Origin of the sequence: Massilia frigida, assembly GCF_011682175.1 — a bacterium.
GTDB classification, from domain to species: domain Bacteria; phylum Pseudomonadota; class Gammaproteobacteria; order Burkholderiales; family Burkholderiaceae_D; genus Telluria_A; species Telluria_A frigida.
Window position 1 is genome coordinate 74228 of sequence record NZ_WHJG01000014.1, and the last position, 15334, is coordinate 89561.

Annotated in this window: 14 protein-coding genes; all 14 read right to left on the reverse strand. The window is 61.6% G+C overall.

Annotated elements, in window-relative coordinates; genetic code table 11:
- Positions 1 to 2: 2 nt before the first annotated feature.
- Positions 3 to 398, reverse strand: coding sequence for a surface-adhesin E family protein (locus tag F2P44_RS15485; RefSeq protein ID WP_167087892.1), 396 nt, complete (start codon positions 396 to 398; stop codon positions 3 to 5).
- A complete protein-coding gene (locus F2P44_RS15490; RefSeq protein WP_167087894.1) occupies positions 395 to 1486 on the reverse strand; it encodes a M48 family metallopeptidase in 1092 nt (363 codons plus the stop codon). The genes F2P44_RS15485 and F2P44_RS15490 overlap by 4 nt, the downstream gene beginning before the upstream one ends.
- Positions 1487 to 1499: 13 nt before the next feature.
- Entirely contained in the window at positions 1500 to 1949 is a 450-nt protein-coding gene (gene dut / locus F2P44_RS15495; protein WP_167087896.1) for a dUTP diphosphatase, read from the reverse strand.
- 14 nt (positions 1950 to 1963) lie between these two features.
- A complete protein-coding gene (coaBC, locus tag F2P44_RS15500; protein ID WP_167088043.1) occupies positions 1964 to 3184 on the reverse strand; it encodes a bifunctional phosphopantothenoylcysteine decarboxylase/phosphopantothenate--cysteine ligase CoaBC in 1221 nt (406 codons plus the stop codon).
- 16 nt (positions 3185 to 3200) lie between these two features.
- Positions 3201 to 3719 carry a signal peptidase II gene (gene lspA, locus F2P44_RS15505; protein ID WP_167087898.1) on the reverse strand — a complete coding sequence of 173 codons (519 nt, stop codon included), beginning with the start codon at positions 3717 to 3719 and terminating at the stop codon, positions 3201 to 3203.
- A gap of 21 nt (positions 3720 to 3740) precedes the next feature.
- Entirely contained in the window at positions 3741 to 6668 is a 2928-nt protein-coding gene (gene ileS / locus F2P44_RS15510; RefSeq protein ID WP_167087900.1) for an isoleucine--tRNA ligase, read from the reverse strand.
- Positions 6669 to 6740: 72 nt separating this feature from the next.
- Positions 6741 to 7712, reverse strand: a complete 972-nt coding sequence (locus F2P44_RS15515) for a bifunctional riboflavin kinase/FAD synthetase (RefSeq protein WP_167087902.1) — start codon at positions 7710 to 7712, stop codon at positions 6741 to 6743.
- 134 nt (positions 7713 to 7846) lie between these two features.
- Positions 7847 to 9088: a tetratricopeptide repeat protein gene (locus tag F2P44_RS15520; protein ID WP_167087904.1), complete on the reverse strand. Its 1242-nt coding sequence runs from the start codon at positions 9086 to 9088 to the stop codon at positions 7847 to 7849.
- 67 nt (positions 9089 to 9155) lie between these two features.
- Positions 9156 to 9590: an ExbD/TolR family protein gene (locus F2P44_RS15525; protein ID WP_187363332.1), complete on the reverse strand. Its 435-nt coding sequence runs from the start codon at positions 9588 to 9590 to the stop codon at positions 9156 to 9158.
- A 78-nt stretch (positions 9591 to 9668) separates the two neighbouring features.
- Positions 9669 to 10106, reverse strand: coding sequence for an ExbD/TolR family protein (locus F2P44_RS15530; RefSeq protein ID WP_167087906.1), 438 nt, complete (start codon positions 10104 to 10106; stop codon positions 9669 to 9671).
- Between the two features lie 6 nt (positions 10107 to 10112).
- Entirely contained in the window at positions 10113 to 11039 is a 927-nt protein-coding gene (locus tag F2P44_RS15535; protein WP_223165043.1) for a MotA/TolQ/ExbB proton channel family protein, read from the reverse strand.
- A gap of 88 nt (positions 11040 to 11127) precedes the next feature.
- Positions 11128 to 11790 (reverse strand): energy transducer TonB, encoded by a 663-nt coding sequence (locus F2P44_RS15540; protein ID WP_167087908.1) that lies wholly within the window; start codon positions 11788 to 11790, stop codon positions 11128 to 11130.
- Positions 11791 to 12428: 638 nt separating this feature from the next.
- Positions 12429 to 13955, reverse strand: a complete 1527-nt coding sequence (locus F2P44_RS15545) for a SpoVR family protein (protein ID WP_167087910.1) — start codon at positions 13953 to 13955, stop codon at positions 12429 to 12431.
- 29 nt (positions 13956 to 13984) lie between these two features.
- A complete protein-coding gene (locus F2P44_RS15550) occupies positions 13985 to 15253 on the reverse strand; it encodes a YeaH/YhbH family protein (RefSeq protein WP_167087912.1) in 1269 nt (422 codons plus the stop codon).
- Positions 15254 to 15334 lie beyond the last annotated feature (81 nt).

The following is a 15334-nucleotide window of genomic DNA, read 5'->3' on the forward strand; positions in this document are numbered from 1 at the left end:
CGCTATCGCTTCCTGCGCTTGCAGATCACCTGTAGCGCACCGTCCGAGACGCTGTCGGGCACGATGTCTTCCGGCGCGAACTTTTCGTACTTGAAGCTTTGCGAGACCGGCCCCTTGCCCATCGCCTCGGCGTAGTACACCTGGCTGAGCAAGGTCGTGGTGCGCTCGGCGCATGAATACAGATGCAGGGCCTTCATCGACAGGTAGGGCGTGCCTTCCGGCGTGGCCTGCTCCTTCGCGTACGATACCAGCGACCACACCTTGTAGTTCTTGTCGCTGCGGATGATGCTGCCCTTGTCGATGTACGACTGGCTGCCCGCTGCCGATCCGACCTTCACCCACTGGGCGGCGTGCGCCAGCAGGGGAATCGCCAGGCAGGCGAGCAGCAGCTTTTTCATGGCGCGACCGGTTTTTTGGCAGTCTGCTTGGCCCTGATATCGGCCGTGGCCTTGTCGATCGCGGCCAGGCGCACGGCCGTACCGGGGTGGTTGGCGACGTAGCCGTTCAACACCGTGGCCGGATAGGTGGCGGCCAGGCGCTTCCAGAACGCCGGAGCGCCGTCGATGCCGACGTTGGCGCGCACCAGCAGGTACATGCTGAGCTGGTCGGCGGCGGCGTCGAGTTCCGGCGGCATGGCCTTGATGCCGCCGCTGCCGATCAGCATCGAGGTGTCCGGCCGCACGTTGGTCAGGTTGTCGATGATGCTGCCGATGGTGCCGGTGCTGCGCTGCGTGGCGGCGTGCCCCAGGATATTGTGCGCCATGCCCTTGGCCAGCAGGTAGGCGACTTCTTCGTCGTTCTTCGCAAACTGCAGCATGCCGCGCGTGACCAGGACGCGCGCGCCGTCGGCGTAGGAGTTGACGTTGTCGGCGTTCCCGAGTTCGACGGCGAAACCGCAGGCGCGCGTGACGGGAACGGTCAGCTCGCGGGTTTTGTCGTCACGCTCGATCTGCAGCGCCAGGCTGGCCTGGCTGGCCACCAGGGGACCGAACACCGCGCCGACCGTGCTCGATGCGTTGGGGCCGACCGGCAGCGCCTTGCCGCTGGCGGAAACCAGGTTGTCGCCGCGCCGCAGTCCGGCGCGCGCAGCGCCGCTGCCGGCCAGCACGCCCGTCACTTGCAGGCGCTCGCCCATGTCGAAGGCGATGTTGGCCGCTTCGTTGTATTCGCCCGGATACCAGTAGCGGTTGCGCGCGGTAAAGCCGAGCAGGTTGCGCGTGGACGTCTTGCACAAGTCGGCGTTGTTGATCAGGAGCGGGGCGGCGATCCGGTACAGGCGTTCCTGCAGGGCCGCCATTTTGGTGAGCGCTTCGGCGGCAGCCGCCAGGCGTGGCGTGACCACCCGTGGCGCCGGCTCGGCCGGTTTTTGCGGAACCGGGACAGTGGGAGTGGGTTCAGGCGCTGGCCCGGTCGTCTCGCAAGCCGACAGCAGCAGTGCCAGGCAGATTACCGGCATAGCCGGACGCAGACCAGTGAAACGGGCCATAGACTTCTCCAAATTAGTGTTTGCCGGTGCTGCCGAAACCGCCCGCACCGCGTTCGCTCGTGTCGAAATCGTCGACGATATTGAATCCGACCTGCACCACCGGCACCACGATCAGTTGCGCCAGGCGCTCCATGGGGTTGAGCGTGAAGGCGGCCTGGCCGCGGTTCCAGGTCGATACCATCAGTTGTCCCTGATAGTCGGAGTCGATCAAGCCTACCAGATTCCCCAGCACGATGCCGTTCTTGTGGCCCATGCCGCTGCGCGGCAGGATCATGGCGGCGTAACCGGGGTCGCTCACATGGATCGCCAGCCCGGTCGGAATGAGCACGGTGGCGCCGGCTTCGATGGTGATCGGCGCGTCGATGCAGGCGCGCAGGTCAAGCCCGGCGCTGCCCGGCGTGGCGTAGGCCGGCATCTGGTCTTTCATGCGCGGGTCGAGGATTTTGACGTCAATGGTTTTCATGGTGCGGATACTTTTTACTTGAGCAGGGAGCGCTGTTCGATGCGCTTTGCGATTTCTGAAATGAGCTGGCGCGCCAGGGTAAGCTTGTCGGCGCGCGGCAGGACGGTGTGGCCCTGGTCGTCGAACAGCATGATGCTGTTGTCGTCCTGGCCGAAGGTGTGGTGGCCGATATTGCCGACCAAAAGGGGAATGCCTTTTTTCTCGCGCTTGATGGCGCCGTATTCGACCAGGTTCTCCGATTCGGCGGCAAAGCCGACGCAGTACGGCCAGCCCGATAGCGAGGTGGTGGCGGCGACCGAGGCGAGGATGTCGGCGTTCTGTTCGAACTGCAGGCTGGGCGTGGCGCCGTCGTCCTGCTTTTTCATTTTCTGTGCGCTGGCATTGGCCACGCGCCAGTCGGCCACCGCCGCCACGCTGATGAACACATGCTGGCCGCCGACGGCATTCATCACGGCGTCGTGCATCTGGCGCGCGCTTTGCACGTCGGTGCGGCGCACCCCGTGCGGCGTGGCCAGCGCGGTCGGGCCGGAGATGAGGGTGACCTCGGCTCCCGCTTCGCGCGCGGCGCGGGCAATCGCATAGCCCATTTTTCCGGACGACAGATTGGTGATGCCGCGCACCGGGTCGATCGCCTCGAACGTCGGTCCGGCGGTGATCAGGACGCGCTTGCCCGCCAGGACCTTGGCCTGGAACGAGGCGATCACTTCGTCGAGCAGGTCGCTTGGCTCCAGCATGCGGCCCAGGCCCGTTTCGCCGCAAGCCTGTTCGCCGGCGGCCGGGCCGAAGATGCTGATGCCGTCCGCGCGCAGCTGGGCGGCATTGCGGCGGGTGGCGGGGTTTTCCCACATCTCGACATTCATGGCCGGCGCGACCAGCAGCGGCACGCGCTGCGGGCGCGCCAGGCACAGGGTCGAGAGCAGGTCGTCGCACACGCCGTGCGCGAGTTTGCGCATGAAGTCGGCCGAGCAGGGCGCGATCAGGATCGCGTCGGCACCGCGCGTGAGGTCGATGTGGGCCATGTTGTTGGCCACGCGTGGATCCCACTGGTCGGTGTGGACCGGATGGCCCGACAGGGCCTGCATCGTCACCGCCGTGATGAAGTGAGTGGCGGCGTCGGTCATGACCACCTGCACCGAGGCGCCCTGCTTGATGAGCGCGCGGCACAGGTCCGCCGCCTTGTAGCAGGCCACCCCGCCCGACAGGCCGAGCACGATTTTCTTGCCTTGCAGGTCCATCGTCATCGCGTTCTCCTTATTGCCGGTTTACGCGCCGCAGCTCGTCGAAGATGAACAGGCCGGCGCCGAGGCAGATGGCGCAATCGGCCACGTTAAAGACGGGGAAGTCGCCCACGCCGCGCAGGTAGAAGTGCAGGAAGTCGACCACATGCCCGTAAGCGACGCGGTCGATGACGTTGCCGATGGCGCCCCCCATGATCAGGGCCAGCGCCCAGCAAAAAAGCCGCTGGCCGGCATGGCGCTTGAGCATGTAGATGATGAAGCCGACCGCAACCACCCCGACGATGGTAAAGAAGTAGCGCTGCCAGCCCGGCTGGTTGTCGAAGAGGCCGAAGGCGGCGCCCTTGTTATACGTCAGCGTCAGGTTGAAGAACGCGGTGATGACCTTCTCTTCGTGGAACACGAAGGTCTTCTGGATCGCTATCTTGGTCAGCTGGTCGAGCAGGATCACGATGGCGGCGATGCCCAGCCAGGGCATCATGCCGGAGCCGCCTTGCGGCGCGGACGAGAACAGCTGTTTCTTTTTGGTTGCCATGGGATGGTGTCTTGTTATTGTTTACGCGAAGGCGCGCTTCTCGCCGCTGCCGAACAAATTGCTGAAGCAGCGGCCGCACAGGCCCGCGTGCTCGGCATGGGTGCCGACGTCGGCGCGGTAATGCCAGCAACGCTCGCATTTCGGTGCGGCCGACGCGGCCACCTCGATCGCTTCGCCCGCTTCGTCGGCCACTTCGGTCACCCGTGCCTGCGAGGTGATGAAGACGAATTTGAGATCGTCTTCCAGGCTGGCCAGCAGGCGGTACTTGACGGCGCTGGCCTTGATGGTCAGCTCGGCTTGCAGCGACGAACCGATGGCGCCGGAGACGCGCAATTCTTCCAGCTGCTTGGTGACGTCGGTACGCACGGCGCGCAAGGTGGCGTATTTTTCCAGCAGGGCGGCGCCGTCGGCCACCTCGGGCAGGGTCCAGAAGGTTTGCGTGAAGATGGTTTCGTCGCTGGTGGCAAAGGCGTCGGCGTCGGCAAACACGGCCCACGCTTCCTCGGCGGTGAAGCTGAGCATCGGGGCCATCACGCGCAGCAGGCTTTGCGTGATGTGCCACAGCGCGGTCTGGGCCGAGCGGCGTGCCGGCGAATCGACGGCGGACGTGTACAGGCGGTCCTTGAGGATGTCGAGGTAGAAGCCGCCCAGGTCTTCCGAGCAGTAGTTCTGCAGCTTGGAGACGACCGGGTGGAACTCGTAGCGCTCGTAGTGGCTGGCGATGTCGTTTTGCAGCGCGGCCATGGCGGCGATGGCGTAGCGGTCGATCTCCAGCAGCTCGGCGGTCGGCAGCGCGTGCTTGGCGTGGTCGAAGTCGGAGGTGTTCGCCAGCAGGAAGCGCAGGGTGTTGCGGATGCGGCGGTACGATTCGGTCACGCGCTTGAGAATCTCTTCGGAGATCGACAGCTCGCCCGTGTAATCGGTCGAGGCGACCCACAGGCGCAGGATGTCGGCGCCCAGGGTGTCGGAGATTTTTTGCGGCGCCATGGTGTTACCGAGCGACTTGGACATCTTCTTGCCCTCGGCGTCGACCGTGAAGCCGTGCGTGAGCAGCGCTTTGTACGGCGGGCAGCCATTGAGCATGGAGGACGTCAGCAGCGACGAATGGAACCAGCCGCGGTGCTGGTCCGAGCCTTCGAGGTACAGGTCGGCCGGGAAGTGCGACTGGGCCGCGTGCGAGCCGCGCAGCACGGTCTGGTGGGTGCAGCCGGAATCGAACCAGACGTCGAGCGTGTCCTTGTTCTTGACGTACATGCCGGCTTCATCGCCCAGCAGGTCCTTTGGTTCGATATCGAGCCAGGCATCGATGCCGCGTTCTTCGAACATCTTCGCAATTCTCTCCAGCAGCTCCGGGGTGCGCGGGTGCAGCTGGCCGGTTTCCTTGTGCAGGAAGAAGGCCATCGGCACGCCCCACTGGCGCTGGCGCGACAGGGTCCAGTCGGGACGGTTCTCGATCATGCCGTGCAGGCGCGCCTGGCCCCAGTCCGGGAAGAAGCGGGTTTCGGTGATGCCCTTGAGGGCCGTTTCGCGCAGGGTCGGGCCGCCGTCTTTCGGCGTGACGTCCATGCCGGCGAACCATTGCGAGGTGGCGCGGTAGACGATCGGGGTCTTGTGGCGCCAGCAGTGCATGTAGCTGTGGTCGAACATCTTCAGTTCGAACAGGGCGCCGGCATCGGTCAGCGCGGCGCAGATTGGTTTCGACGCTTCCCAGATGGTCAGGCCGCCGAACAGCGGCAGGGTCGAGGCAAAGCGGCCGTCGCCCATCACCGGGGTCAGGATCTGGTCGTCCTGCATGCCGTGCGCCTTGCACGAAATGAAGTCGTCCAGGCCGTAGGCGGGCGCCGAGTGAACCACGCCGGTGCCGCTTTCGGTGGTGACGTAGTCGGCCAGGTACATTGGCGAGAGGCGGTCGAAGAAGGCATCGGCCGCGTGCAGCGGGTGCTTGAAGCCGATGCCTTCCAGGGCCTGGCCCAGGCAGGTGGCAATCACTTTGCCTTCGAGCTTGTAGCGCAGCAGGCACGATTCGACCAGGTCGGCCGCCAGGATCAGCAGCAGCGGCTTGCCGTCGCGCGTGGTCTCGACCAGCGCGTAGGTCACTTCCGGATTGACGTTCAGTGCCTGGTTGGACGGGATGGTCCATGGCGTGGTGGTCCAGATGACGATGAAACCGTCGCCGGCCGGCAGCGCTGGCAGGCCAAAGGCGGCGGCCAGTTTGTCGTGCTGGGCGAAGGGGAAGCCGACGTCGATGGCCGGATCGCGCTTGTCCTGGTATTCGACTTCCGCTTCGGCCAGGGCCGAGCCGCAATCGAAGCACCAGTTCACCGGTTTCAGGCCGCGGTACACATAGCCTTTGTCGAGCAGGGTGCCGAGCGAGCGTAGTTCATCGGCCTCGTTGCGAAAGGCCATCGTCAGGTAGGGGTTGTCCCATTCGCCGAGCACGCCCAGGCGAATGAAGCCGGCGCGCTGGCGGTCGACCTGTTCGAGCGCGTAGGCGCGTGCCTTGGTCAGCACGTCGGCGGTCGGCAGGTTTTTGCCGTGCAGTTTTTCGATCTGGATTTCGATCGGCATGCCGTGGCAATCCCAACCCGGCACGTAGGGCGCGTCGAAGCCGGCGATGCCGCGCGATTTGACGACCATGTCTTTCAAGATCTTGTTGACGGCGTGGCCGAGGTGGATGTCGCCGTTGGCGTATGGCGGGCCGTCGTGCAGCACGAACATCGGACGGCCCTTGGCCGCCTTGCGCACGCGCTCATAGATTTTTTTGTCCTGCCATTGCTTGACCCAGCCCGGTTCGCGCTTGGCCAGGTCGCCGCGCATCGGGAACGGGGTGTCGGTCATATTGACCGGGTATTTGCTGACCGGCTTGGCTTCCTTTTTGCCGTCTTTTTTGGCGGCCTGTGGGGCTTGCTGGTTCTGCTCTGGTTTGCTGGTTTGGCTATTGTCGGACATATTTTTCTTCAAGGAGGTGTATCTGGGTGTCTTGGATCGTGACGCGGAGGGCAGCTGGCTGCGGAGTCGGCGTCAAATTCGGTCGGTGGCGGTGAGGGCGGCGGCGCGCCGCGCGAACCAGGCGCGCGTCTGGTCGCTGTCGCGCGTGATCGCAGCGGTCAGGGTGGCCAGGTCGACGTACTTTTCTTCGTCGCGTATCTTTTCCAGGAATTCGACGCGCACCATCTTGCCGTAGCAGGACTGGGCGAAGTCGAACACGTGCACTTCGAGCAGCACGCGGCCGCTGTCGTCGACGGTGGGGCGCACGCCCAGGCTGGCCACGGCGGGCAGCGGTTCGGGCCCCAGGCCATGCACCTGGACGATGAAGATGCCCGACAGGGCAGGGCGGTGCGCCACGCGCAGATTGAGCGTCGGGAAGCCCAGCGTGCGGCCCAGCTTCTGGCCGTGGATCACGTGGCCGGACATGGCGTAGGGGTGGCCGAGCAGCTGGCCAGCCTGGTCGAAGTCGCCCGCGGCGAGCGCGGCGCGCACCGCCGACGAGGAAATGCGCTGGGCGCCGTGCATCACGGTGGGCAGGGTCTCGACATGAAAGCCGTGGCGCTTGCCCGCTTCGACCAGCATGGCGACGGTGCCGGCGCGCCGCGCGCCGAAACAAAAGTCGTCGCCCACCATCAGCCACTTGACGTGCAGGCCGTCGACCAGCACGCGCTCCACAAAATCCTGGGGCGAGATGGCGGCGAAGTGTTCGTTGAAGTGTTCGACGATGACGCGGTCGATGCCGGCGTTCGAGAGCGATTGCAGCTTGTCGCGCAGGTTGGCGATGCGGTTCGGCGCTTTCGACAGGTCGCCGGCGCGGCGCGCGAAAAATTCGCGCGGGTGCGGCTCGAACGTCATCACGGCCGCTTCCAGTCCCAGGTCGGAGGCGGCAGCGCACACGCGCGCCAACAATGCCTGGTGGCCGCGATGGACACCGTCAAAGTTACCGATCGTGAGCGCGCAGGGCGCGCGCGCCCTGTCGTTGGGAAGTCCGCGAAAAACCTTCATAGGGTGCTCTTGGGATGACTGTGCATGAACAGGCCAACATAATCGAAACAGCGATTATACGTTCAAAGCTAAAAAGCGCTGCCTGCAAGATGCAGACAGCGCTTTTCAGTGGAACGACGGTGAAGCGGTGACGATCAAGCCATTGGATGGTTGATGGCCATGATCCAGTAGCGCGCCAGTTCGGCCGTGCCGTCCTTGCCGCCCACCGATTTGAGGGTGGAGATGGCTTTGGCTTTCTGGCCGGCGGCGGCGTAGGCCTGGCCCAGGCGCAGCTTGGCGTCGTCAGGACGCTTGAGGTTACCGGCGGCGATGGATTTTTCCATCAGCGCCAGGCCCTTGTCGGCCTGGCCGGCTTGCACCATGGCGTAGCCCAGGTTCACCAGTCCATCGTTATCGGCGACCTTTTGCAGCGATGCTTCGGTGGTGGCGAGGTTCTTGTTGAAGTCGGCCAGGGTCTTGTCGGCCAGGTCTTTCAGACGCTGGTGACGCGGCGCATCGGCGCCCACACCCAGGATGCCTGCCTTGTAGCCCTTGTCGACGATCTTGACCGATTCGGCAGCGGCGCCATCGCGCAGGACCAGCTGTGCCAGTTCCATGTAATCGTTCGGCTTTTTCAGCAGGTTGTTGGCAAGCTGAAGGCGCGCCACGTCGACCTTCAGGCGGTCGGCGAAGCCAGGCTTGCTGGTGATACGGTTCAGCAGGTCGGCCCAGTAGCTGGACTTCGGATAGTGGGCGGCGAGCTTTTCGATCGTCGCGACGTAACCGGATTTGTCGGGGTTCTTGATCTGCAGGTTGGCCATCATTTGCAGCGCTTCTTCCGGCGGGGTGCGGCCGGCTTTTTCGGCGGCGCGCAGGTCCGCTTCGAGCAGCCTGGTCGCTTCGGCGGTGTTATTCATCGCCATGTGATTCTGGATCAGGTAGGCGCGCAGCTTCGGATCGTCGCGCTCCTTGAGCGAGCGCTGGATGGCGGCGTTGGCCTTGCCGAATTCCTTGGCGCGCATGTAAATGCCGATCAAGCCTTCGGAGAAACTGGCGCGTTCGCCGGCGGACAGTTTGCCCGAGTCGATCAGTTTTTCGAAGGAGCGGGCGGCGGTATCGTAGTCGCCGGCGGTCGAGGCGGCGGCAGCGCGCACGCGTTCGATCAGGTATTGCTCATTGCCGGTCGGGTTTTTACCGTCGAGCTTGCGCAGTTCGTTCAGCGCATCCTTCGCGCGTCCGGCTTGCATCATTTTCTGGGCGGCTTGCAAAGGGCCACCGATTTCCGGGCGCACGGCTTCTGCCGCGTAAGCAGTGGACAGACCGAGGACGGGCGTTGCTGCGGTAAAGCCAAGAGCGGCCATGGCGAGGCCGAGATGTGCGAGACGAAACTTGATCATTGGGACTCTTTCAATCAAAAGCGAAACGGCAGGTTTACCCTGCCGTATCGTCAATTAGCAATAGCGCTTATTGGAACTGCTCGTTACCAACCATACCGATCTTTTTCACACCCAGACGCTGGGCAGTTGCCATCACGCCAGCAACATACTTGTACTCGACCAGCTTGTTAGGGCGCAAATGCACTTCCGGCTGATCCGCATCCGCCATGGACGAGATGGCGTTCATCTTTGCTTCCAGGGCAGGGCGGTCAGCAACAACCTCGTTGTTCCACAAAATCGTGCCATCGAAGTCGACGTCAACCGTGATGACCACCGGTGGTACTGGCGGAGTTGAGGCCGGACCGACAGGCATGTTCAGGTTGACCGAGTGGTTCTGCTTCGGAATCGTGATGATCAACATGATAATCAAGACCAACATCACGTCGATCAAGGGGGTCATGTTCATTTCCATCATTGGTTCCGGATCCGCACCAGCGGCGGGGGAACCGACATTCATACTCATGATGTTTCCTTTTCTAATGTTGGAACCCGTAAGGCGCGGGACCCGTGCTGCCAGTCCCGCGCCCTACTGAAGGAGGGCTTAGCGGCCGCCAGTTTTATCTGGTGGTTCCGTGATGAAGCCGACCTTCTGAATCCCAGCACGCTGTGCCGTGAAGATCACCTTGCCGATGAACTCGTAACGCGTCTGTTGATCGCCGCGTACGTGCACTTCAGGCTGAGGCAACTTGACGGACTCCTTCTTCAGGAACTCGAACAGCTCGCTCGTGTCGTTGAGGCGGGTCTGGTTCCAGTACATGTCGCCTTCTTTATTGACGACGATGTTCACCGTGGTTGGCTTAGGTTTCAATGCCTGGTTGGTTTCCGAAGGTAATGCGATCGTTTGCAGCTTCAGAACCACCGGGCTCGTAATCAAGAAGATAATCAGCAGAACCAACATGATGTCGACAAGCGGCGTCGTGTTGATTTCTGACATGACTGCATCTTCTTCTCCGCTATCGGAGCCGACGCTCATGGACATGGTGAATTATCCGATCTTTTTCGCGCCGGCAGCACGGCCAGCTTCGCTCGTCGACATGGCACCCGAAATCAGGACCGAGTGAACGTCAGCGCTGAACGAGCGGACATCTTCCATGGCCGACTTGTTACGACGAACCAGCCAGTTGTAACCCAGAACCGCAGGAACCGCAACGAACAGACCGAACGCGGTCATGATCAGCGCTTCACCCACTGGACCTGCGACTTTATCGATCGATGCGTTACCCGACATACCGATGGCGGTCAGCGCATTGTAGATACCCCACACCGTACCGAACAGACCGATAAACGGTGCGGTCGAACCAACGGTTGCCAGGAACGACAGGCCGTCTTGCAGACGCGATTGAACTTTGTCAACAGCGCGCTGGACCGACATCGTCACCCAGGTCGACAGGTCGATCTGCTCAAGCAGGGCGCCATCGTGGTGGTTGGTTGCCTTGGTACCGGTTTCCGCGATGAAGCGGAATGGGCTGCCTTCTTTCAGGGTAGCCGAACCAGCTGCGATCGACGATGCTTTCCAGAACTTGGCCTGGGCTTCTTTCGATTGCTTGAAGATCTTGGCCTGGTCGATCAGCTTGGTGATCAGGATGTACCACGAACCCATGGACATCAGCGACAGGATGATCAGCGTGCCTTTGGAAACGAAGTCGCCTTCAGCCCACAGTGCTTCGATACCGTACGGGTTTTTCACCGCTTCTTTTTCGCCTTCTTTGACTGCTGGAGCTTCAGCAGCCGGCGCTGCTGGTGCAGCCGCTTCTGGTGCTGGTGCCGCAGCTGGAGCCGCTGCGTCTGCTGCAGGGGCTGCCGCTGGAGCAGGAGCGTCAGCGAAAGCTGGTGCGGAGACCAGCGCTGTAGCTGCTGTAACCGAGAACAGGACAGCCGCCAGTGCAGCGGACAAACGGGTATTCTTAAACATGCTTCCTCCAAATTTATAAAATAATCAGTTCGCTGAACATAATGACAACGAAAATCACAGTAGTGAGACTAAACTGCCGCCTCGGTTCTTAATCCAGCGTCCAGACGTATTGCATTTGCATCCACGCTTGTTCCGGCTTGCCATCAACCATGGTTGGCTTGAACTTGCATTTACTAATACCGGCCTGCGCCGCTTTGTCCAGATCGCGGAAGCCGCTCGACTTCACGATCTTCGAATCGGCGACGCGACCGTCAACACCAATCAGGAAAGACAAGGTTACCGTACCGGTTTCTTCATTACGCAGGGAAGCTTTTGGAAACTCCGGTTTGGCGCAAGTGTTGAAATCGGCGACCGCTGCGACGCGGACGGGATTTGGATTAGCCGGCGCTGGTGGTGCAGGAGGCGCTGGGGTTGTCGGGCGTGGCAGTTCCGTCGTGGTCGGCTTGACATTGGTCGCCGCGGCGATCGTGTTCTGCACCGGTACCGGTTGTTGAACGTTCACTTCGACCGGCGGAATAAATGGAGGCGGAGGCGCCTTCATTTCAGGCGGCGGTGGCGGTGGCGGAACATCCGGCGGAGGAGGAGGTTTGACCTCTTCGACGATCTTGGTTTCCACTGCTTCAGCCATTTTCGTGACCATGCGGGTGCCAAGACCGCTTACGATCCCCCAAGCCACCAATGCGTGAATAGCGATAACGACCGCAATGCCAGTGAAATTCTTCCCGGGGTTCTTATCATGCGAAAAATTCATGCCTGCTTTCTCCAATACCAACTCTTTTTGTTGCTACTAAACCCACAAAACACGACAAGACCTTGAGCCGCATCCGGGACGTCGGCGAATTATACCTACGAATCCTTTTTTTACCACACATTTTTACAGCTCCAAAACGGTGTGATTCAGAGTGTGAAAACGATTGTCAAAGCCTCGCTAGAGCCCGGACCTGCATCTTCTGGTAAAAAAAGCACTACTATAATGTGAAGGGCATGTTGAAACCGTACAACGTGAGGGAAACACTCGATTGAAGCGAATATTTCTTACAGCTTGCTGACATCGCGCCAAATAACATTCGACCCCCGCCGTGGCGATGATGCTAAGCATAGCCAGTTTCATGGAGCGAGGGCGTCCTGTTGAAAGCCACGGTTGCGCATCCGGGAACTTGCTGTCGAAAGGCTGGCTGCGCAGCGCCGGAAAGGGCGGCATCGCGGGGATGCCGGACCAGCCTGGCGCGCCAAGCTATGCGCCTGGCTAATGACTGTCATCACGTCAGCAATATAGCATATTGATGCGCGCGTACCAGTCTTTTTTGCGCGGGCATGGACGATTCTGTTGCGCTCATCTGGTAGGACCGGGTGGAGGACCCGGCAGCCGGACTTCCACCGGCTGGTGGCTCAGGCGCGGGTGCGCTTCTCGCGCTTGCACTCCAGGCTGCTGAGGATGGTTCCGGACGGGTCCACGGTGTCCAGGTGGACGTCGAAGCCCCACAGGCGCGCCACGTGCTTGAGCACTTCCTGGGCGTGCTGGTTGAGCGGGCGGCGCTGGAACTGGGTATGGCGCAAGGTCAGTGCCCGGTCATCGCGCGTGTTGACTTGCCAGACCTGGATATTCGGTTCGCGGTTGCCCAGGTTGTACTGTTCGGCCAACTGCTGGCGCACGTAGCGGTAGCCGCGTTCGTCGTGGATGGCCGAGATGGTCAGCTTTTCATTCTTGTCGTCGTCGAGCACGGCGAAGAAGTGGAAGTCGCGGATCAGCTTCGGTGATAGGTATTGGGCAATGAAACTTTCATCTTTGAAATTGCGCATCGCAAAGTCGAGCGCCACCCGCCAATCGGTGCCGGCAATCGCGGGGAACCAGTCGCGGTCTTCCTGGGTCGGCTCTTCGCAGATGCGGCGGATATCGCTCATCATGGCAAAGCCGAGCGCGTACGGATTGATGCCGTTGTAATACTGGCTGGTGGCGGGCGGCTGGTACACGACGTTGGTGTGGCTTTGCAGGAACTCCATCATGAAGCCATCGCCGACGATGCCCTCCTTATATAGTTCCTGCAAAATCGTGTAGTGCCAGAAGGTGGCCCAGCCCTCGTTCATGACCTGGGTCTGGCGTTGCGGATAAAAGTATTGGGAAATCTTGCGCGTGATGCGCACCATTTCGCGCTGCCAGGGTTCGAGCAGGGGCGCATACTTTTCTATGAAGTACAGCAAGTTTTCTTCGGGCTCGGGCGGGAAGCGCGGGATCGCGACATCGGCCGCTTCCTCGTCGCGCCGCGGCACCGTGCGCCACAGGGCGTTGACCTGGGACTGGGCATATTCCTCGCGTTCTTTCTGGCGCGCATTTTCTTGCGCCATCGAGAGTTTGGCGGGGCGCTTGTAGCGGTCCACGCCATAGTTTTGCAGCGCATGGCAGGAATCGAGCAGCAGCTCGACCGCATCGATGCCGTAGCGCTGTTCGCATTCGGCAATGTAGTTCTTGGCGAACACCATATAGTCGACGATGGCGTCGGCATCGGTCCAGGTGCGAAACAGGTAGTTACCCTTGAAAAATGAATTATGCCCGTAAGCAGCGTGCGCGATCACCAGCGCCTGCATGGTCAGGCTGTTCTCTTCCATCAGGTAAGCGATGCAGGGGTTCGAGTTGATGACGATCTCGTACGCCAGGCCCATCTGGCCGCGCTTGTAGCTCTTTTCCGTGGACAGGAAATGCTTGCCGAAGGACCAGTGGTTGTAGGACACCGGCATGCCGACCGAGGTGTAGGCATCCATCATTTGCTCGGCGGTGATGATTTCGAGCTGGTTGGGGTAGGTGTCGAGGCCGAATTTCTTGGCGACACGGCGGATTTCTTCGTGCGCGTGCTCGATCAGGTCGAAAGTCCATTCCGACTGCTCGGGCAAGGCGCGCGGGTGTTTGGGGTCTCTTGGCATGGCTGGTTCTCCTGGTGCCGACGAGTTAACTATTTAGGCTGCTTCTTGAATAGTTCACGGAAGACCGGATAGATGTCGGCCGGCGTGACAATTTTTTGCATCGCAAAGTTCGCATGGTGATCCGAAACTTCGGCGTACTGCTCCCACAGGTTCTGCGGCGGGCCGTCGGTGATTTCCACATAGGTGTAATACTGGACCGACGGCATGATGGTGTTGATCAGCAGCTGCTTGCACAGCAGCGAGTCGTTGTCCCAGTTGTCGCCGTCCGACGCTTGGGCGACGTAACTGTTCCACTCGCCGCTGCCGTAGCGCTCGCCGATAATCTTGGTCAGCAGGTGCAGGGCCGAGGACACCACGGTGCCGCCCGATTCGCGCGAATGGAAGAATTCTTCCTCGTCCACTTCGGACGCGGCCGTGTGATGGCGGATGAACACCACCTCGATCTTGTCGTAGGCGCGCTTGAGGAACAGGTACAGCAGGATGAAGAAGCGCTTGGCGGTATCCTTGCGTGTCTCGTCCATCGAGCCCGACACGTCCATGATGCAGAACATCACGGCTTGCGTCATCGGCTTGGGCACCTTGATGCGGTTGCTGTAGCGCAGGTCGAACGGGTCGATGAAGGGAATCGCCAGCAGCTTGGTGTGCAGATGATGGATCAGGCGCTTGAGTTCGACCACGCGCGGGTCGTCCAGCGGCGTGCCTTCTTCCAGCAGTTCGATCAGTTCGCTCTCGGCTTGCAGCACCGCCTTGCGCGAACTGCCGCCGACCGCGATGCGCCGTCCCAGCGCCCCGCGCAGCGAGCGCAGCACGTGGATATTCGACGGCGTGCCCGACATATTGTAGCCGGCGCGCTGGTTCTTGAATTCCGTGGTCGCGGTCAGCTGGGTCTTGACCATGTTCGGCAATTCCAGGTCTTCGAAGAAGTAATTCATGAATTCTTCGCGCGAGAGCTCGAAGATGAAATCGTCTTCCGATTGCTGGTCGCTGTTGCCCGCCTTGCCGCGTCCCGACCCGCCGCCGCCCTTGGGCCGGCTGAACTGGTCGCCCTTCTGGTATTCCTTGTTGCCGGGGTTGATGGTTTCCCACACGCCGCCGTGGGCGTGGCCGAAATTCGGTTCGTTCACATCCTTGACGGGAATCGATACCTTCTCGCCATTTTCAATGTCGGTGATCGAGCGCCCCTTGATGGCGCGCCCGACAGCGTCCTTGATCTGGCTTTTGTATCGCCGGAGGAAGCGCTCTCGGTTGATCGCTGACTTGTTCTTGCCTTGCAAGCGTCGGTCGATGAGGTAAGTCAAAACGGGCCTCCTGCTTCAAATCCTGTTTGCGCCTGGCGGGCGCCGTGGCGGCCAGGCGGACCATGACAGCCCGCCAAAGGC

Excerpts from the sequence above, each read along its gene's own strand:
- coaBC (WP_167088043.1), bottom strand. The coding sequence starts at position 3,184 with ATGGACCTGCAAGGCAAGAAAATCGTGCTCGGCCTGTCGGGCGGGGTG.
- F2P44_RS15490 (WP_167087894.1), bottom strand. The coding sequence starts at position 1,486 with ATGGCCCGTTTCACTGGTCTGCGTCCGGCTATGCCGGTAATCTGCCTG.
- F2P44_RS15515 (WP_167087902.1), bottom strand. The coding sequence starts at position 7,712 with ATGAAGGTTTTTCGCGGACTTCCCAACGACAGGGCGCGCGCGCCCTGC.
- F2P44_RS15525 (WP_187363332.1), bottom strand. The coding sequence starts at position 9,590 with ATGAGTATGAATGTCGGTTCCCCCGCCGCTGGTGCGGATCCGGAACCA.
- F2P44_RS15540 (WP_167087908.1), bottom strand. The coding sequence starts at position 11,790 with ATGAATTTTTCGCATGATAAGAACCCCGGGAAGAATTTCACTGGCATT.
- F2P44_RS15545 (WP_167087910.1), bottom strand. The coding sequence starts at position 13,955 with ATGCCAAGAGACCCCAAACACCCGCGCGCCTTGCCCGAGCAGTCGGAA.
- dut (WP_167087896.1), bottom strand. The coding sequence starts at position 1,949 with ATGAAAACCATTGACGTCAAAATCCTCGACCCGCGCATGAAAGACCAG.
- F2P44_RS15530 (WP_167087906.1), bottom strand. The coding sequence starts at position 10,106 with ATGTCCATGAGCGTCGGCTCCGATAGCGGAGAAGAAGATGCAGTCATG.
- F2P44_RS15535 (WP_223165043.1), bottom strand. The coding sequence starts at position 11,039 with ATGTTTAAGAATACCCGTTTGTCCGCTGCACTGGCGGCTGTCCTGTTC.
- ileS (WP_167087900.1), bottom strand. The coding sequence starts at position 6,668 with ATGTCCGACAATAGCCAAACCAGCAAACCAGAGCAGAACCAGCAAGCC.
- F2P44_RS15520 (WP_167087904.1), bottom strand. The coding sequence starts at position 9,088 with ATGATCAAGTTTCGTCTCGCACATCTCGGCCTCGCCATGGCCGCTCTT.
- F2P44_RS15485 (WP_167087892.1), bottom strand. The coding sequence starts at position 398 with ATGAAAAAGCTGCTGCTCGCCTGCCTGGCGATTCCCCTGCTGGCGCAC.
- lspA (WP_167087898.1), bottom strand. The coding sequence starts at position 3,719 with ATGGCAACCAAAAAGAAACAGCTGTTCTCGTCCGCGCCGCAAGGCGGC.